The sequence below is a fragment of the Amycolatopsis sp. cmx-11-32 genome, from assembly GCF_047608695.1.
GTDB lineage: Bacteria > Actinomycetota > Actinomycetes > Mycobacteriales > Pseudonocardiaceae > Amycolatopsis.
In genome coordinates this window covers 217,308-235,697 of sequence record NZ_JADNQN010000005.1, presented here as the reverse complement: position 1 = coordinate 235,697, position 18,390 = coordinate 217,308, and the positions used below count along the sequence as shown (strand labels likewise).

Here is an 18,390-nt window from a genome sequence, read left to right as displayed (position 1 = left end):
CTGGTTGCTCAACCAACCGCCACCATTTCAGGCTACCCGCCGGAATGCTTTCTCAACCAGATTCCGGCCGGAGAGGCGTGAAGGGCAGCGCGGTGATGTGGTCGTACTCGCGCAATTGCCCGAACGCCGTCATGCATACCGAGGCGCCGTACTCTGCGAGCGCACCCTTGGCCCGCGCGATGACAGTTCGTTGGCGAACTGTGGCTTCGGGCAGCTCGCCACGGGCGGCGGCACGGTGGTGCAGGACCGTCTGTATTTTCAGCCTCGGCAAAGCCACGGCCAATCCCAGAAGGCGGAAAGGCCTTCACCGAAGACCGGCTTTCATCGTCGTCAGTCAGGTGGCGGTCGGCGGGACGGTGACGGGCGAGAGGAGGGCGGCCAATAGCAGTGCGCCGAGGTCGTTGCTGTCGGCGAGGACTTCGCGGGTGCCGGTGCTGTGGAGGATGTCGAGGACTGGGCCGTGGGCGTGCAGGACCCGGTAGTTCGTGCCGTAGTCGATCGCGGTGGTGTAGCCGGTGAGCAGCGTATTCACACCGGCCAGGCTGAGCGCGGTGGTGCGACCGAGATTGATCACGAGCGTCTCCGGAACGTTCGACACGATCACCCCGATGATCAGTTTCTGCAGAGACACCGTCGCTGGGCCGAGCACGGGGCCGAGTACGTCCAACTGCAGGCTGGCGCGGCCGGAGGAATGGACGTTCGTCGAGTACAGCATCGCAGGTACCTCTCGCCGTTGACAGATGATGGCGGGGCCGGGCCACGAGTAGATCTCAGGGTAGTCCCCAGCGGCACCCCTCGGCGCGTTCGCCAGAAGCCCAGGGACGCCGAGTGTGCACACAATGTCGAACCCGAGGACCGGGTCTTCCCGGCGATCTCCCACTGTCCGGCCTTTGTTGCCCGGTGGGGGCTGTCTTCGACCGGACGACGAGTTCGGGCTGGAAATCGACGCGACGACCACTCGACCGGGGGAAAAGTCATGGGGAAACGCTGGGCCGTGGTGTCGCCTGCCACGACGAAGGGACCACCGGCAGCGGGTGTTTGGCAATCCCGGAGGGCGGTGGCGGTGGGTTCCGGTGACGTTCGACGCCGATATCTGGGCTCCGGGATGGGAACGGCAGAATCATCGAGGTGACCGTGGTCGCCGTAGAAGGCCCGACACGGCCGGAACACCACTTGGTGCCGGCAGCACTTCCCCGACCATGTGTAGACGAGTATCAACCCATCCGGGGTGAGCCGGGCAATGACGGCCCGGCTGTGCAGGCGACCTACTGGAGCACGATTGACTCCCGGCGGTGGGCCGCCGCGCTGGACCGAGAAGAGGCATTCGGCTCGGCGGTCTGCGATAGCGATTCACTCGATTTGCACGACAATTCGGTGCCTCGCCGCGTACGCGCCCGAAGCCGCCAGCGCATCGGAAAAAGACTTCGGAGAATCGTCGGCGCCGCACCCGTGGTCTCGGTCACGGCGGCGGTTCTCACGTTCGGTGAGGTCAAGGTTCGCGATTCGTGGTGTGCGTCGGTGGGTTATGTGCCTGGCGGAAGGAGTTGGGCGATTCCGTCGAGTAGGCGTTGAAGGCCGAACTCGAAGATGCTGGCGGGTTCGGACGCGGCGATGGCGTCCGTGTCGAATCGGGCGATCATCGAGAGGCCGTGGGGACCGAAGGTCTCCCGGATCCGGGCGCTGCGGGCGTCGAGCCATTCCCCGCGGGTGTCTTTCGAGTGTCGCTCGCGGGATAGCGGCAAAGCCGCGCTCTGTACGTGGGCGGAGATCGCGATGGCGGTGCGGACCATGGTGGGGAAGTCCAGGCCGAGGCCGTCGACGGCGCGGATCCGCCAGTCGGTGTAGGCCATCATGCGAGGTGCGAGCGGTGGCCGGGTGGTCAGCGCGAAGATCCGGGGAATCCACGGGTGCTGCAGATAGATGTCCCATTCGCGGTGGGCGGACAGTTCGAGTTTCGCGCGCCAGCCGCCGGGGCCGGGTTCAGGCAGGGGGCGGTCGCCGAAAACCGTGTCGATCATCAGTCCGCCGAGTTCCTCTTTGTCCGGGAGGTAGCGGTAGAGCGACATCGTGCCCACTCCGAGTTCCGCGGCGGTGCGGCGCATCGAGAGGCCGACGTCGCCTTCTCGGTCGGCCAGCGCGATCGCGGCCCGGACGATCCGCTCGACACTGAGGGTTGTGCTGACGGTTTCGGGCAGTGCGAAGTCGTGGCGTTGTTTGCGGGCGACCCGCTCGCGGTAGGCCCGGGCACGGCAGGCGCGCGAGCAGTACCGCGGCGGCCGACCTCGGCCGGGGTCGGGCAGCGGCCGTCCGCACACCAGGCACTCGGCCATCCGCCTCCTCCTTTTCGTCACGAAACTCTAGTTGTGACGAAATTATACGTGACGTACGAGGCACACGGCGAATACATGGGCAGTTACCTGGCTATATGAACATTTTCGTACGTCCAAGTCGAGCTCGTGATGGCACCATGTACGGTGTATTTATGACTCGTACAACGTACTCAACAGGCTTGGCGGCCGAGCAGCTTGGGTCTCGGCCCAGCGTGGCCGTCCGCGATTTGGTCAAGACCTACGGAACTGGTCCCGCTGCCCGCAGGGTGCTGGAGGGCGTGACGGTGGCGTTCCCACGCGGGACGTTCACCGCGGTGATGGGCCCGTCCGGCTCCGGCAAGAGCACCCTGCTGCAGTGTGCCGCCGGGTTGGACCGGCCGACGTCCGGCTCGGTGACGATCGAGGGCACCGAGCTGACCGGGCTGGACGAAGCCGCGCTGACCCGCTTCCGCCGCGACCGTCTCGGTTTCGTGTTCCAGGCCTACAATTTGGTGTCGACGCTGACCGTCCGCCAGAACGTCACGCTGCCTGCGGAACTCGCCGGCCGCCGGGTCGCCGGGTCGGCCGTGCGCGACGTGCTCGCGCGGCTCGGGCTCACCGAACACGCGGACGCCCGGCCGGCCGCGATGTCTGGTGGGCAGCAGCAGCGGGTGGCCATCGCCCGCGCGCTGCTGAGCGAGCCCGCGGTGATCTTCGCCGATGAGCCGACCGGCGCGCTGGACAGCCGTTCCGCGGCGCAGGTGCTCGAGTTGCTGCGCGACGCGGTCAGCGGTGCCGGCCGCACGATCGTGATGGTGACCCACGACCCGGTCGCGGCGTCGGTCGCCGACGCCGTCGTGTTCTTCGCCGACGGCCGGGTGGTCGACACCGTGGTCCGGCCCCGCGCCGAGGCCGTGGCCGCCCGGATGGCGACGCTGGGCGCGCCGGTGGGAGCCGGGCGATGATCGGCAGGCTCGCCCTACGCACCGTGCGCACCCGGATACCGGCCTACCTCGCCTCGGGGAGCGCGATGTTCGCGGGCACCGCGTTGCTGACCGCGTTCGCGGCGCTCGCCGAAACCGGATACTCCTCCGCCTCGGAGGCACTGGGCATGTTGGCCGTCATCATGGGCGGCTGGACCGTCGTGGTGGTGGCGTTCGGCGTGGTGTCCACTGTGTCCCTGGTAATCCAGCAACGGGAACACGAACTCGCGCTGCTGCGCGCCGTCGGCACGACACCGGGCCAGGTCCGGCGCATGGTCGTGGTGGAGACCGTCGCGGTGGCGATACCCGCGGTGATCCTCGGTGTGCCGCCGGGCATCGGGCTCGGCTCGTTCCTGCTCGACCGGATGACCGGACTGGGGGTCGTCACCACCGGTGGGTTGGTGGCCACCTGGCGCACCGTGGTCGCCGGCGCAACGGTCGCTCTGCTGTCCGCCGCCCTCGCCTCGGTCTTCGCCGGGCGCCGGGCGGCGCGGGTCGCGCCGGTGCGGGCGTTGGCAGGCGCCGCGGACGCCCCGGACCATGCCACCGCGCTGTCGCGGACGAAGCTGTGGCTCGGCGGCGTCTTCGTCTTGGCCGGCATCGGGACCGGGATCGGGACACTGGCCATGCCGGACGGGCCACTGCTCGGTGCCGCGGCCGGGCCGGCCTGCATCGCGACGGCGATCGGGCTCGCGCTGCTCAGCCCGGCGGTGGTCGCCGCGGTCTGCCGGGCCGCCGACTGGCTGCCCGGTGGAGTAGGCCGGCTCGCGCTGCGCAACCTCGGTGCCCGCGCGCCGCGCGCGGGCACCATCATCGGCCCGCTCACACTGCTCGTCGGGATCGCGGTCGGCACGCTGTACATGCAGAGCACCGAAGACAGCACGGCCGCTACCCGCCCGCCCGACGACATCGGCCCGCAGTTCGCCGCGGCGAACTACCTCATCGTGGCCATGATCATCGCGTTCTGCGCGATCGCGGTGACGAACTCACTGATCGCCGCGACCTGGCACCGTCGGCGCGAGTTCGGCCTCCTGCGCCTGACCGCGTCGACCCGGCAACAGGTACTGGGCATGGTGGCGGTGGAAACCATCGTCTCGGCCGTCGTCGCGATCGTGCTCGGGTCGCTCGCGGCACTGACCACGACGATCCCCTACAGCCTGGTCAAAACCCGCTCACCGATACCAGGCGGTCCACTGTGGATGTACCTGGCCATCATCGCGGGCGCCGCCGCGATCACCGCCGCCGCCACCCTGCTGCCCACCCTCCGCGCGACTCGGCAACAGCCGATCACGGCACTGACCAATTGAGACCCACCAAAGCCGTGCCGCAACACCTGACTGATGATGGGAAATGGGGAGATGACCTTGATGACTCGTGCACTGCGTTCGCTTCTGATCGCGACCAGCCTGGTCGCGTCGCTCGGCAGCGCGGTACCTGCTGCCGCCGAGCCCGCCGGCGGCAGCCCGGATTCCGCGATCGTGCGGACCGGCTCCGGGGCGGTGCGGGGAGTGGTCGCCAAAGACCACCGGACGTTCCAGGGGATTCCGTACGCGGCACCGCCGGTCGGTCCGCTGCGATGGGCACCGCCCCAACCGGTGACACCCTGGAACACGCCCCGCGACGCCAGCAGACCCGGCAACACCTGCGCACAGAACGATGGGCTGCTCGGTGAGAAGCGCAGCGAAAGCGAGGATTGCCTGTACCTCAACGTGACCACCCCCCGGCGGACATCCGGACGCAAGCTCCCGGTGATGGTCTGGATCCACGGCAGCGGCTTCGCGCACGGCTCCGGCAGCATGTACCAGGCCAGGGATCTGGCGGTCGACGGTGCTGTTGTCGTGGTGACGATCAACTACCGACTCGGCCTGTTCGGTTTCTTGGCGCATCCGGCACTGGACACGGCGCGGCCATCGGGCAACTTCGGGCTGCAGGACCAGCAGGAGGCCATGCGCTGGGTGCGGCGCAACGCGGCGGCCTTCGGTGGCGATGGGAACAACGTCACGATCTTCGGCGAATCCGCCGGTGGCATCAGCACCTGCGCCCACCTGGTGTCCCCCGGATCGGCTGGTCTGTTCCACCGCACCATCATCCAGAGTGGACCATGCACCGGGACCTGGACGGACGCCTCGGGCAACTGGCTGCCGCGGTCCCGTCAGGAAGCCCGCCAGCACAGCGCCGCGGTTGCCGGGCAGCTCGGCTGCCCCGACCCCACCACGGCGGCGGCCTGCTTGCGTGGCAAGTCCACAAAGGAGCTATTGCCGCAGTCGAACTACGGGTGGGGTCCGGTGTACGGCGGAGGCGGCGAACTGCCGCTGTCCCCGCAACAAGCGTTGAGCACGGGCCGGTTCAACCACGTACCCGTGATGAACGGAATGACCCGCGACGAGCACCGCATGTTCGTGGCAGGCTCGGAACTCCTGGGTAGGCCACCCCTCACGGACGCGGCTTACCGCACCGAAATCGAAACGATCTTCGGCACCGACAAGGCACCCGGCATCCTGGCCCGCTACCCCAGCAACCACTACGCCTCACCCAGCCTCGCACTGTCCGCCGCAGTGACCGACGGCATCTGGGCACACTCAGCCGGACAGGTCAGCCGGCTGCTCGCCAGGCAGGTTCCGACCTACACCTACGAATTCGCCGACGAACACACCCCCTGGGTGACAACCCTGCCCCCACCCAGCTTCCCCACCGGCGCGTACCACGCGGCCGAACTGCAGTACCTTTTCGACGCCGACTACTTCGGCGGCCAACTGACCCGAAATCAGAAACACCTGTCCGCCACAATCATCCGATACTGGACGCAATTCGCACGCACCGGAAACCCGAACAGCCCGCACACACCCTACTGGCCACAGGACCACAACACCGGCGACGACGCCCAGTCACTCGCACCAGGACCCCGCGGCATCAAGCAAACCGCCTTCGACCGCGAACACCAAGCCGACTTCTGGCGATCACTCGACCAGCGATAGCACCAACGTCCACCCTCGGAACCGATAGGGGTTAGGCCCGTAAAATCATTTATTCGGACACAGGGACGTCGGTGGCGCCAAGAGCCGCCGACGTTTCTGGGGGACTGTAACGCGAACGGTGTTTCCGGCCGTGGTTGTCAGCAGGTCTCGACGCCCGGCCAGCGGTCACTGAAGGTGATCGAGAAAGCGTTCAGTCCGCGAGGCGTACCTCGGCCAGCCGGACCCGGTCGAGACCGGCTCGCAGAACCCCGTCGGCTACTGCGACCTGCCCGAGGAAACGTTGCAGGCAAGCGGATCCGGCTACGAATGCGGTGGCTGTCCCTGGTCAGCCGGCCCGCAGGACGAAGAAGAGGAAGCCCAGGAACCTCGTGCCGGTGATTTCCCGGAATTCCTCGGGAAACAGCTCGCGGGCTTCGGGCGCGGGCGGTGGCTCGCTGATGACGTTGATGCGGAACCCGGCCGCGGTGAAGGCATCGGTCATCGCGTGCAGCGGGCGGTCCCACAAGGTCAACCGGGTGGACTGGCCGCCCAGTGTCCATTCTTCAGTCCGGTAGCGGGTCTGGAAATAGCGGGGTTTGTCCCCGGCCTCGCGCTGCATCAGGGTGATTGCGAAAGGATGGTCGACCGAGACGATGAGCCGCCCGCCGGGTGTCAGGACGCGTCGCAGTTCGGTCAGCGTCGGCCCCCAGTCCTGCAGGTAGTGCAGCACCAGGGACCCGACGACGTCGTCGAACTCACCGTCGGAGAAGGGCAGCGGATCAGCCAGATCGGCGACCCGCAGGTCGGCACCCGCGCCCAGCCGTCGCCGAGCCAGCTCCACCATGCCTGCGCTCGCGTCGACACCGGTCACGACCGCACCTCGATCGCGCAGCGCGGCGAACAGGGGCCCCGAGCCGCAACCCGCGTCGAGGATCCGCCGACCGGTCACGTCGCCGACGAGCGCCAGCATCGCGGGCCGCTCGTAGTACGCGTTCATCAAGCTGGTCTCGGTCTCGGCCGAATATCCCTCGGCGATACCATCATAGCCGTTTTCCCGGGCAGGATCAGCAGAAGCCACACCGCTCTCCGGAGTCGAAGTCATGCTGACAGGACGCCTGAGCGGTGCCGAAGTTGCCAGCAGGGGTCGCTTGTAATATCCGGGAAAAGCCTGGCGGATATCGCCGACCAGCGGTAATAGCCACGGTTGCCGAGCACGTTGCCGTCGGACGTGTTCAGCGTGAAGTCGGTGGCGCCTCGGGTGGCCCGCCGAGGAGTCGCGCGAATAAATCCGACAGGCCGTCCACCTGCAGCGGTCTTAAGAATCCGACCGCGCATGAGGGATACGCCCGCCACGCGAACGTGGCGGGCGCTGTCGTTCACCGGCTCTGAGCTCCAGTCCCAGCCGAAGCGACTCCTCGTCAGGCCCGCAGGTGAAGGGCCTGCACTGGCGGCTGAGTCAGGACGTGTCGGCGCAGGGGGTTGCTATCGAGGCGGCTGCACGCGGCGCTCGCGTTACAGGGCAAGGCCCGCCCTACCGCCCCGCAAGATCAAGTATTGGCGGCTTTTGGGCTTACCTCGGCGCTACCCCGTACGGGCGGCGGTGGCCGAACCGGGCCAACTCGTCCCGGTCGACCTCCGGGAACTCCCGCAGACGCTTCAAATTCCTCGTCCGTGAACACCTGCGTCGCCACGCACGACTCCCCGCCCGGGAACCTCAGGCCAGAACCTAGTGATCGACGTACGCCCCACCGTCAGCGTCTACTGGGGGGCACAGCGGACGGCTGTTCCGCTACTTGTCAGTGACCAGCTCAAATTCCCCAGGGATGGCCAGCTTAGTTTCACCGCCTGTAATCGGCGCGAGCGCCGCGGCGCGGGCTAATTGAGTTGCTGGGACATACGAATTTGGTGGAAGGTCAAGATCGTGGGCAAGATCTTGGACACTGGCGGCAGCGTGCTCCTGCGGCCCTGGCGGCGCGCGGACGCGCCGGTCGTGCTCGCGGCGGCGCGGGAGCCGTTGATGGCCCGCCAGTTTGATAAGCCGGTGGACACGGTAGCGGCTGCGGAGGGGTGGATAGCCGACGGGGACCTTGCCCGGTCCGCTGGCACGGCCTTCGCTTTCGCCGTCCTGGACGCACAGGGCTCACCGGTCGGCAACGTGGCGGTGTCGAACGTGGACCGTCGTCACCTGACCGGTTGGATGTCCTATTGGGTCCGCGAACGGGCGCAGGGCCAAGGCCTGGCCTCGCGGGCCTGCCGGGTCGCCGCTCGGTGGGCGTTTGCAGAGCTGACGCTCTTCCGCCTGGAACTGGGTCACCGGGTCGACAACCCTGCCTCCTGCAAGGTCGCGCTGGCTGCCGGGTTCACACCCGAGGGGGTGGAGCGGGCCAAACTGCTGTACAACGGCACGCGCTTCGACGTGGAACGCCACGCCCGCCTGGCAACAGATCCAGGACCCGCCTGAACCACCACCGTCCGACCCGCCTTCGTATCAACTGGTCTACTGAAGCCTGGCCGAACGGATTGTCCAGCCACAGCCAGCCGATCGATGCGTCGTTGCCCGCGGCCTTCACTCGTGCCATCGTCGCGTATAGCAGCACACCGGCGGTCACCCGTTGCCCGCCTGAGAAGTTCTTCAGCTCGGCGACGTCGACCCGGTCGAGGACGAGGTCGGTGTGGGGCTTGAGCAGGCGGACGCGGAACGGCGCGTCGACCAGGACGCGTGCGGCGGCGAACAACATCACCTGGGCGTCCGAGCGGCCGGCGCCGGGAGCCAGCAGCGCGTGGACCACCCGTGCCACGCGGTCGACCGCGACGGACTCGTTGGCCGTTCGGACGCGTTCGTCGTGCTGGTCAAGATCGTCGCGCAAAGTCGCCACCCGTTGCTCGAACTGGCTCGCGATCCGCTCTGCGTCGGCAGCGAGGCTCCGGTCCGCCCGCAACCGCACGATGAGATCCGCGAGCCGAGGGGCTTCGCGGTCCGCGACGGATCTTGCGTCCTTGCCGTTGGCATGAGTGCGCACCTTGTCGACGAGACCGTTCATCACGGCTGCGTCGTCACTCACAGCCTTCTCTGCCTGTCGCAGGTCCTCCACGGCTTTGGCGAGCCGTGTGGTCAGCTCGTTGACGTCGTCGAACCCGGTCGCGCAGCCCGCCGGGCGGCCGCTGCGTCGCACCGGCCTTCTCTCCGCGCGGCGGAACGCCTGCGGGGCACGGTCCGGGGCGGGAAATCTGCCGGCAGGGCCCGCCACCCGATGCCGTTGTCCAACCACGGAGAGAGGGCTCCGAAATTGTTGGCGGTGAGGCCGGTGGCGTTGATGGTGTCGACACCGCCCCGCCCCTAGCAGTTGTCCCTCGTTGCCGAACAGGACAGCGTCGACGGTGATTGGGCCGACTACCTCGCCGCGCGAACCGCCGAACGCGTCGGGCGGATACGGGACGAATAGTTCCCGATCAGCGGCATGACAGCGCGTTCCGCACGCGACCGGAAAATGGTCGGCCGTACAAACCACCACACGATCCGCCAGGGCCGAGCCCAAAGCCGGCTCGGCCGCCGAGCAACGTACCGACTCATTCACTTGCTACCGGTGTCATGGAAATACTCCAGAAATCGGCGTAGCGGCCGCCGCGGCGCAGTAGCTCGTCGTGGCTGCCTTCCTCCACGATCCGACCGCCGTCCAGAAAGACGACTCGATCGGCGCGTCGGACGGTCCGCATCCGATGCGCCACCATCACCACCGTCCGGCCCGCCATCAGGCGCTCGATTCCCTCGTGGACGGCCGCCTCGTTCACCGGGTCCAATGCGGAGGTCACCTCGTCCAGCAGCACGACGGGCGCATTCTTCAGCAGCGCTCGCGCGATCGAGACACGCTGGCGCTCACCACCCGACAGCAGTGCGCCGCCCTCGCCGACTTGAGTCGCCAACCCATCAGGCAGTCGCTCGATCACCTCGTCCAACCGCGCAGCGGTCGCTACTGCCCGCACCTCGGCAACGCCCGCTTCGGGACGGCCGAGACGCACGTTCTCCTCGATCGTGCCTTCGAAGAGATAGACGTCCTGGAAGACGATGGCGATCTGCGCCATCAACACCTCAGTGCTGATCCCGCGCACGTCCACGCCTCCCACGCGCACAGCACCCGCGTCCACGTCGTAGAACCGCGCGAGCAACTGCAGCAATGTGCTCTTACCCGCACCAGACGGGCCGACGACGGCGAGCCGCTGTCCCTGCGGAACGGACAACGACACGTCGTCGAACACAATGCGGTCGCCGTGCCGGAAGGTGACGGACTCGAACTCCAGGTCATAACTTACCGGCTGGACCGGTTCGGGAGGCTCGGTCAGCGGCTCGGTGCGCAATACCGTGTCGAGTCTCGCCAACTCGAAACGTGCGCCGCGCAGTTTGCCACCGAACTCCGCCAGCGACTGCAGCGGATCCGCGCAGCGGGCGGCCAGCACCAGGATTGCCAGAATCTCTGCCGCACCGATGTTCCCGCCGAGCGCGAGGAAGGCGCCCAGTACCAACAACACGGTGAACATCGCCTGCACTGTGAGCGTCAAGCCTAATGCGCCGGGCAGGGCTGACAGCGTGGAACGGCGGGACGCGCGCTGGACTTCACGCAGCGAGTCGTCGAGCAACTGGAAACGTTCGCCGGTTCGGCCGCCGGCTCGCAGCACCGGCTGAGCCTGGAGAAATTCGATGACGCGTGCGGTGGCCTCGTGGTCGCGTTCGTGGCGCTCCGCATCGGTGGCGGCCATCGAGCGTCCCGTCCGGACCTGGATCGCTGCCACGACTGGTACGGCGACCAGGGCGGCCAGCCCCATCCGCCAGTCGACGGCGAGCATCACGACGACGATCGTCAGCGGAGTCACGCAGGCGGAGATGAACGGTGCCAGCAAATGCGCGATCACGCTCATCGCCGCCAGGAGGCCGCGGCTGGCCAGTACGGACACCTCCCCGACCCGGCCCGCGCCGTACCAGCCGATGGGCAATCGGGCTAGATGATCACCGAGCCGGTGATACATCCCGCGCAACAGCGTGGTCCCGGCGCGGAAACCGGACAGATCGCTGATGTAGCGCAGCACCGCGTAGACCGCGACCGCGGCCCCGAACGCGATCAGCCAGGGCCGCACATCTGCGGGGGTGTTGCCGAACAGTGCCCGCAGCACAGGAACCAGCAGTGCGCAGGACAGCCCCTCGAGCACTGCGGTCGCCGTCATCAGTGCCACGGTGCGACGCACCGGCTGGGCGTACTCGTGTCCCAGCACGCGCAGCAGCATTCGAATCATAGAAGTTCGGCTCCTTGCTCATCGGCGATCGCCGATCGGTGGGATTGCCAGAACGCGGCGAACTTTCCGTGCTGTGCCAGCAGCTCGGCGGGCTTGCCGCGCTCGACGATCGACCCGCGCTCCAGCAGCACGACGGTGTCAGCGTCGGCGACCGTCTCCAGGCGGTGGGCGATGACCAGAATCGTCCGATCGCCTTCCAGCGTCGCGAGGGCCTGGCGCATTGCCTGTTCGGTCTGCGGGTCGGCGAAGGCGGTCGCCTCGTCGAGCACCAGAACGGGCGTGTCGGCGAGCAGTGCGCGTGCGATCGAGATCCGCTGTGCCTCACCGCCCGACAGTTTGACGTCGTCACCGAGCACCGTTTCGTATCCGCGCGGCAGCTCGAGAATTCGGTCATGAATGTTCGCCAGCCGGGCGGCGCGAACCACGTCATCGAGGTCAGCGTGCGGTACCGCCAGCGCGATATTGTCCGCGACCGACGCGCGCAGCAGGCGAACATCCTGGAAGACGAAGGAGACCGTCCGGTAGAGTTCCCGGCTGCCGAGCTCGCGCAGATCGACACCGCCGAGGACGACCGAACCGTGGGTCGGGTCGAAGAACCGAGGCAACAGCTGAACCAGCGTGGACTTCCCGCTTCCCGACGGCCCGACGACCGCGGTGACCGTCCCCGGCTCGAGCACCAGGTCGATCCCGCGCAGCACCTCGTGATCGGCCTTGTAGCCGAATCGAACGTCACGCAGTTCCACCCGGTGTCCCTGTGGTGCGACCGGGTTCGCGGGCTCCGGTAGCGACTGCACCTTGAGCACGTCCCGGATCCGGCCGACCGCGCGACCGGCGGCCTGCATATCGTCGAAACCGTGGCCCAGCGCCGCCACCGGAGCGGTCAGGCCCAGTCCGAGCAACAGGAAGGGCATTAGGTCGGCCGGTGCCATGCCACCGGTCGTGATCATCCCCGCACCGCCGATCACCACGACCAGCAGCACGAACGGCGGCGCCAGCGCCAGCTGCATCCCCGCGGCGATTCCGGAGAGACCGCGCACCATCCGGTAGAAGGCGTCGACGAAATCGTCTACGGCCGTGCGGAACTTACGATGGGCGCGCTCGCCTCCACCGAACGCCTTGACCACCGAGATGCCCTGTACGAACTCGACAGCCGAACTCGCGATCCGCCCCATTCCCCCGTCGAACTCCTTCTGCTCGCGCAGCCGGGTCGGGGTCATCATCAGGGGGACCAGCGCCACTGCCAGCACCACCGGAATCAGCGTGATCAGCGTGAGCCGCCAGTCGATGGTGAACAGGTAGATCAGCGACACCAGCGGCACCACGAACGCGGAGACGAGCTCGCCGGGGGTGTGGGCGATGAACGGATGGACGGCACTCACGTCCTCGCCCACCACCTTTGCCAGCTCGCCGGTTCGGCGCCGGGAGAACCAGCCGATCGGTACGCGCCCCAGCCGCGCGGCCAGAGCTCGTCGGAACGACAGTTGTACCTGGCCGTCGAGGATGTGCCCGATTCCGGACGACGCGCCCGTGCACAGCAGCCGGACGAACAAGCCGACCACACCCGCGATCACGACGAACCAGACATGATCACGATCGATTGGGCCTGGCGACAACAGGGTGCGACCCAATTCGACCACCGCAAGCAGGGGCGCCAACCCCGCGATAGCGCCGATGATCTGCAGGATCGCAACGGCCGCGAAACTCCCGAGATAAGGGCGCAGCAGCCGTGCCGTGCTCTCTTCCGCCGCGGAGTCTGATGTGGACTGCTCGCTCGCCTCGGCGAGGTCGGTGGTGGTCATCGGGCGTTTCCGTCGCCACACAGTGCTTGCCGCTGGAAGGTCGACAGCGCGTCGTCGATGGGGTGGTGCGGTGGCTCGCCCGAGGAGTTCGGTTTGTTCCACCGTGCGAGGTTCATCGCGACGGACAGCCGCCGCTTGCCGTCGGCGCGGATCCAAGACATCGTCAAGGCTCCCCAGACCGTGCCGTCGCTGCCCCAGAAGGTGCCGCAGTCCGGGATCGTAAGCTTGTGCAGACCGAGGCCGTAGTCGATCTTCTTCCCGTCCAGCGCGATGACCGGGACCGTGCGCTGCATCTGTGCCAGCGATGACGGCTTGACGATCTTGCCGTCGAGCAGCTTGCCGTAGAAGCGGTTGAGATCCTTGACAGTCGATACCAGCGAGGCCGCAGGCCCCACCCAGGACATGTCGTAGACGCTGTAGTCCCGCGGCGGGTCGATCAAGCCGAACAGCGCCTCGTACAGCCGCGAGTGCGGCCCCTCGATCTGTGGCCCGTCCGGAAACTCGGTGTGCTGGAGCCCAGCGCGCTCGATGACGTTGCGGGTGATGTACTTCTCGGCCGTGGTGCCGGTCACCCGCTCCAGGAGTTGGCCGAGGAGCAGGTAGTTCGTGTTGGAGTACACCCCGGGCGTGCTTCCCGGCTCGCCTGCGGCAGGCGCCGTCACTCCCATCTCGATCAGCTCGGCCGGGCGAAACCGCCTGAACCGGTTGTCGTCCAGGCTCTTGGGCGATGGTGGGACCTCTTGCAGAGACGGGAACGCATAGGGGAGGTAGTCGGGGAAGCCGCTGGTGTGGTTGAGCAGCATCCGGACCGTGATCTTGTTGCCGCGTTCTCCCGGCACCAGCAGCGGCAGCCAGCGGCCGATCGGCGCGTCGAGCTGGAGCCGACCCTTCTCGACCTGCTGCAGGATTGCGGCGGCGGTGAAGGTCTTGGTGATGCTGCCGACGCGCTGCCGCATGTCGGGCCGGATGGGACGGCCGGTCCGGAGATCGGCGACCCCGGAGGCGCCGCGCCACACCTGTCCGGCGTCGCGCACCTCGGCGTACACACCCGGCAACCCCGCGCGGTGCACACTGTCCATAGTGGACTTCAGCTCGGTCGGATCGAGGACGGTCGACGGGCTCGTGGTGTCAGCCAGCACGGCCGCTTCTCCTTTGGGGGCGGGTATTGCCGTCACCGTGCCGGCACTGACACTCAGCACGGCGACGCTGGCACATGCGGCCAGTCCGATCTTCAGGACACCTCGTGCTCTGGACATCGATGGCTCACGTCGCCAGTGCACGGCGCAGGACCGCGCCGACTTCGGCGAACTGCCGCTGGGACACCTCGGCGGACTGGATCGCCAGCGATCCGTGGAAGGTGCCGGGCCACTGGTGCAGCTCGACCGAGACGCCCGCCCGCAGCAGGCGCAGCGCGTAGGCGATGTCTTCGTCGCGGTTCGGGCAGAACTCCGCGCTGGCGATGTAGGCGGGCGGAAGGCCGGTCAGGTCGGCGGCCCGTGCCGGAGCGGCGTACCCAGTGGCGGGTGCGGCGCCGAGGTAGTGCCCCCACCATGCGGCGACCCGGTCGCGATTGGCCCATGGCGTGTCCGTGAAGTTGCGCGCCGACCACGTCTCCTGCCGGTCGTCGAGCGCCGGCTCGTTCAGCACCTGCAAGCGGATCGGTGGTCCCTGCGCATCACGCGCTCGCAAGGCCACCGCGGCCGCGAGCGACCCGCCGGCGCTGTGGCCCGCGACCGCGATACGAGCGGGGTCGACGCCGAGTTCGGCCGCGTGCTCGGCCGTCCAGACCAGCACGGCGTAGGCGTCGTCCAGTGCGGCCGGGAACCGGTGCTCGGGGGCCAGGCGATAGCCCACCGAGATCACCACCGCGCCGGAACTGTCGGCGATCCGCGTGGCCCACTTGTGCTCGGTGTCCAGGGTGCCCATGGTCCATCCGCCGCCGTGCAGCCAGACGACGGCGCCCTGTGCCTGGTGCGGGCGATAGATCCGCACCGGCACGTCCGGATCGGCGGGGACCGTGCGGTCCTCGATCTCCATCCCCGTGGTGTCCGGTGCCGGCACCGCGGCCGCGTATTCGGCGAAGATCTCGCGCGCGGCGACCGGGTCGGTCGGGTCGAGAGTGGGCAACAACGGGACGAACGCTTCCAATTCGGGGTCCATGGCGGCAATCCTCTCGGCCATCACCACCGAGATCATGCGCCAACCGTTGCGCGTTTCACCTCGAACACGCACCGATCGGCGCTACCCTCCGATTGTGGAGGCATTGGCCCAGCGGCTGTCGCACCTGGATTCGCACGTCGAAGGCGCGCTCCGCGTCGTCATGTTCTACGACACGTTGATGCGCCGCCGGGTGGATCTCCCGGCGCTCACCAGGGCCTCGGCGGGCCTGGCCGGGTGCAGGGCAGGGATCCGGCTCCACGGCATGGGCCGGGAGATCCGCGTATCGCAGGACGGCAGGGAAACGTTCGCCCCGCCACTACCCGCGTCCACCACGGCACCGATCATCCTGGACGGGGAGGAAATCGGCACGGTGTGGCTGGAACGCCCCGACCGGCCCGACCCGCTCGACGAGGTGCTGCTTGACCGGCTCGCCATCGCCGCCGCGGGGGTCGTCGAGAGGTATGGCCCGGCCCGCACCACCATGGCCGACCCCGCCCTCGTCGAACTGGTGATCAGCTCCGAAAGCGACCAGGTGGCCAGAGCCCGGGCACTACGGCTCCTGGGTTTCGCCGCCGACCTGCCGGTCCGCGTCGTCGCCGTACGCTCGCAGCTTCCGCTCGACCAGGTCAGCGGCCTGGTCTGCGCTGCCCGCCTGGTGAAGGCGGCACCGCTCGCCGACGTGGGCGTCATCCTGGCCACCGCCGTGGACCCGGCCCGGTTCCCGGCAGGCGTACGCGCGGGCATCGGCGCCGCCGAAAGTCCCGATCAATCCTGGCGGAAAGCCCGCACCGCCCTCCGCTTCACCACCGCCAACCAGCCAGTCGTCCACTACGACGAACTGGGGGCGTTAGCGCTGCTCGCACAGATACCCCAGGACGCCGTGCGAGACAACGCCGACGTGGCCGCGATCGCCGGAATGGCAGGCAGCCCAGTAGATCTGGATACTCTGGACGCCTACTGCACCACCGGCTCCCAACGCCGGGCCGCTGATCTTCTCCACCTGCACCACAGCAGCGTCGCCCGCCGACTCGAACAGCTCGGAAAGACCCTGGGCATCGAACTCACCGAGCCCACCGGACTACTACGGGCCAGACTCGCCCTCACCGCATGGCGGCTACTCAACGACTAAGGGAGACCCGCCGCGCCACCGCAGCGGGACAACACCAGTAGTCAAGCACCTCCGCCGCAGCTGCCTGACCACGACCCTCACGGCTACCCCGGACGCTACGTCGCCTGTGTCCACAACGCGAGCAAAGCCTTGTGTCACAACGGGAACGGCACCACTCCCACCCTCGGAGACTGTCGACCGCCGGCCTGCCGCAACGTCGCCCTCGCCCCTGCCAACATTACTGTCTGGCGCGAACATCTATCCGAAGTGGACACCGAGTTCGAAGCTGCGGACGCGCTCGCGCCCTACGTCGGCCAACGACTGCGTTCCCGGCGTGACCAGATCAGCCGACTTCTCGACACGACGAACGGGAAGCAGGGTCACGAGTGAAACGACCCGCCCCGACGGATCACGATGTGCAAGCGGCGGTCGACGCTGTCCTCGCCGACGCTCACGCCCGTGGCGTCCGCGCAACGGTCACCGCTCTGGCCGAACGAGCAGGCGCCACGCCAGCACCCGACCGACTCGTCGGCCGGCGGCACGCACGGCAGGCTCAAGGTGAGCATTGGGAAGGATCCGCGCGATCGGATTCTCGCGCGGCTTCACGGCCGAGCCTCAATCCCCATCACCTGATGCAGGCGTTTGCGCAACGCCTAATCACCGGAGCCGGCGAGAGCGTTCAGCGCGTCGCAGGCTGGAAACCCGACACCTCGAGAAACCTTCGAAGCTCTTCGTACAACTGCCTGTCGACCAAGGTCGACGCGAAGCGCGGATCTCGTGACGGCGACACAGCCAACAAGCGTCCGCTTACCGCTCGCACCCATCTCTTCCGGAGCCGGATCACCTGTGGACGCGGTCGTCGGATGTACGGATGCGTCCGCAACAAGGCCGCGTAGATGCTGAATGTGCCCCCGGTGAGATTCGAACTCACACTGGACGGGTTTTGAATCCGTTGCCTCTGCCAGTTGGGCTACGGGGGCGGTGCCGGATGAACTTTACGGGATCACGGCCACGCGTCCTTCGCCGGGCCCGGGAGTGTGACGACCGCCTGGACGTGGTGAACGCCATCTAGCCGTCTGGATCGTTCCCGGTAGGCTTCAGGTTCGCGGACAGCCCGCGAATCGAACTGCCCGACGACCCTCAGGAGGACCCCGGTGACCGAGCAGGCTGCCGAGGCCGACGGTGCCGTCGCCGCACCCCAGCGGCGGGTGCTCGTGGCCGAAGACGAGGCCCTCATCCGGCTGGATCTCGTCGAGATGCTCCGCGAAGAGGGCTACGAGGTCGTCGGTGAGGCCGGGGATGGCGAGCAGGCCATCAACCTGGCTACCGAATTGAAGCCCGACCTGGTGATCCTCGACGTCAAGATGCCCAAGCTCGACGGTATCGAGGCCGCGTCCAAGATCACCGGCGACCGGATCGCGCCGGTCGTCATCCTGACCGCGTTCAGTCAGCGTGACCTCGTCGAGCGGGCCAGGGACGCCGGCACGATGGCGTACCTGGTTAAGCCGTTCGCCAAACGCGACCTGGTGCCCGCCATCGAGTTGGCCGTGAGCCGGTTTTCCGAGCTCCAGGCACTTGAGGCCGAGGTTGCGGGCCTCACCGACCGGTTGGAGACCCGCAAGGTCATCGACCGGGCCAAGGGCCTTTTGATGAGCCGTCAGGGGCTCACCGAGCCGGACGCGTTCCGCTGGATACAGCGCACCGCGATGGACCGCCGGACCACGATGAAGGCGGTGGCCGAGGCCGTCGTCGAGAGCATCGGCTGACGCTCCCGGACAATGCCGTGAAGGCCTC

16 protein-coding genes and 1 tRNA gene are annotated in these 18,390 nt (G+C 67.8%); 7 read left to right on the top strand and 10 right to left on the bottom strand.

The genetic code is table 11. The features are described from left to right. Positions 1-52 precede the first annotated feature (52 nt). From ACM6LR_RS17270 to ACM6LR_RS17260, 3 genes are all read right to left on the bottom strand, one after another. Positions 53-277 (bottom strand): hypothetical protein, encoded by a 225-nt coding sequence (locus ACM6LR_RS17270; protein ID WP_414938192.1) that lies wholly within the window; start codon positions 275-277, stop codon positions 53-55. A 57-nt stretch (positions 278-334) separates the two neighbouring features. Then, a complete protein-coding gene (locus ACM6LR_RS17265; RefSeq protein ID WP_414938191.1) occupies positions 335-715 on the bottom strand; it encodes a hypothetical protein in 381 nt (126 codons plus the stop codon). Positions 716-1,523: 808 nt separating this feature from the next. Then, entirely contained in the window at positions 1,524-2,330 is an 807-nt protein-coding gene (locus ACM6LR_RS17260) for a TetR/AcrR family transcriptional regulator (protein ID WP_414944109.1), read from the bottom strand. 152 nt (positions 2,331-2,482) lie between these two features. On the opposite strand from ACM6LR_RS17260, the gene ACM6LR_RS17255 reads away from it, so the two are divergent. The 3 genes from ACM6LR_RS17255 to ACM6LR_RS17245 are packed head-to-tail and all read left to right on the top strand — an operon-like array spanning position 2,483 to position 6,267. Further along, positions 2,483-3,274 (top strand): ABC transporter ATP-binding protein, encoded by a 792-nt coding sequence (locus ACM6LR_RS17255; protein ID WP_414938189.1) that lies wholly within the window; start codon positions 2,483-2,485, stop codon positions 3,272-3,274. Further along, a complete protein-coding gene (locus ACM6LR_RS17250; RefSeq protein WP_414938188.1) occupies positions 3,271-4,599 on the top strand; it encodes an FtsX-like permease family protein in 1,329 nt (442 codons plus the stop codon). The genes ACM6LR_RS17255 and ACM6LR_RS17250 overlap by 4 nt, the downstream gene beginning before the upstream one ends. Positions 4,600-4,659: 60 nt before the next feature. Further along, positions 4,660-6,267 carry a carboxylesterase/lipase family protein gene (locus ACM6LR_RS17245; protein WP_414938187.1) on the top strand — a complete coding sequence of 536 codons (1,608 nt, stop codon included), beginning with the start codon at positions 4,660-4,662 and terminating at the stop codon, positions 6,265-6,267. 325 nt (positions 6,268-6,592) lie between these two features. Here ACM6LR_RS17245 and ACM6LR_RS17240 read toward each other — a convergent pair whose 3' ends face one another. Continuing rightward, positions 6,593-7,348 carry a class I SAM-dependent methyltransferase gene (locus tag ACM6LR_RS17240; protein ID WP_414938186.1) on the bottom strand — a complete coding sequence of 252 codons (756 nt, stop codon included), beginning with the start codon at positions 7,346-7,348 and terminating at the stop codon, positions 6,593-6,595. An 819-nt stretch (positions 7,349-8,167) separates the two neighbouring features. On the opposite strand from ACM6LR_RS17240, the gene ACM6LR_RS17235 reads away from it, so the two are divergent. Further along, positions 8,168-8,707, top strand: a complete 540-nt coding sequence (locus tag ACM6LR_RS17235) for a GNAT family N-acetyltransferase (protein WP_414938185.1) — start codon at positions 8,168-8,170, stop codon at positions 8,705-8,707. Here ACM6LR_RS17235 and ACM6LR_RS17230 read toward each other — a convergent pair. The 5 genes from ACM6LR_RS17230 to ACM6LR_RS17210 form a co-directional block, all read right to left on the bottom strand. After that, positions 8,607-9,419 (bottom strand): hypothetical protein, encoded by an 813-nt coding sequence (locus ACM6LR_RS17230; protein WP_414938184.1) that lies wholly within the window; start codon positions 9,417-9,419, stop codon positions 8,607-8,609. The genes ACM6LR_RS17235 and ACM6LR_RS17230 overlap by 101 nt on opposite strands. A gap of 394 nt (positions 9,420-9,813) precedes the next feature. Beyond that, positions 9,814-11,520 (bottom strand): ABC transporter ATP-binding protein, encoded by a 1,707-nt coding sequence (locus ACM6LR_RS17225; RefSeq protein WP_414944108.1) that lies wholly within the window; start codon positions 11,518-11,520, stop codon positions 9,814-9,816. A 5-nt stretch (positions 11,521-11,525) separates the two neighbouring features. Next, positions 11,526-13,328 (bottom strand): ABC transporter ATP-binding protein, encoded by a 1,803-nt coding sequence (locus ACM6LR_RS17220; protein WP_414944107.1) that lies wholly within the window; start codon positions 13,326-13,328, stop codon positions 11,526-11,528. Continuing rightward, the gene (locus ACM6LR_RS17215) at positions 13,325-14,467 is read right to left on the bottom strand and encodes a serine hydrolase domain-containing protein (RefSeq protein ID WP_414944106.1); all 1,143 of its coding nucleotides are present in this window, start codon (positions 14,465-14,467) and stop codon (positions 13,325-13,327) included. The genes ACM6LR_RS17220 and ACM6LR_RS17215 overlap by 4 nt, the downstream gene beginning before the upstream one ends. 124 nt (positions 14,468-14,591) lie before the next feature. After that, positions 14,592-15,488, bottom strand: a complete 897-nt coding sequence (locus tag ACM6LR_RS17210) for an alpha/beta hydrolase (protein WP_414938180.1) — start codon at positions 15,486-15,488, stop codon at positions 14,592-14,594. 94 nt (positions 15,489-15,582) lie between these two features. Here ACM6LR_RS17210 and ACM6LR_RS17205 point away from each other — a divergent pair, with 94 nt between their 5' ends. After that, the gene (locus ACM6LR_RS17205) at positions 15,583-16,617 is read left to right on the top strand and encodes a PucR family transcriptional regulator (RefSeq protein ID WP_414938179.1); all 1,035 of its coding nucleotides are present in this window, start codon (positions 15,583-15,585) and stop codon (positions 16,615-16,617) included. 246 nt (positions 16,618-16,863) lie between these two features. Next, positions 16,864-16,986 (top strand): hypothetical protein, encoded by a 123-nt coding sequence (locus tag ACM6LR_RS17200; protein WP_414938178.1) that lies wholly within the window; start codon positions 16,864-16,866, stop codon positions 16,984-16,986. Positions 16,987-17,502: 516 nt separating this feature from the next. Here the strand turns inward: ACM6LR_RS17200 and ACM6LR_RS17195 are convergent. After that, a tRNA-Leu gene (locus ACM6LR_RS17195) sits at positions 17,503-17,576 on the bottom strand. 174 nt (positions 17,577-17,750) lie between these two features. Between ACM6LR_RS17195 and ACM6LR_RS17190 the strand changes: the two genes are divergently transcribed. Beyond that, positions 17,751-18,362, top strand: a complete 612-nt coding sequence (locus ACM6LR_RS17190) for an ANTAR domain-containing response regulator (protein WP_414938170.1) — start codon at positions 17,751-17,753, stop codon at positions 18,360-18,362. The last annotated feature ends 28 nt before the right edge of the window (positions 18,363-18,390 follow it).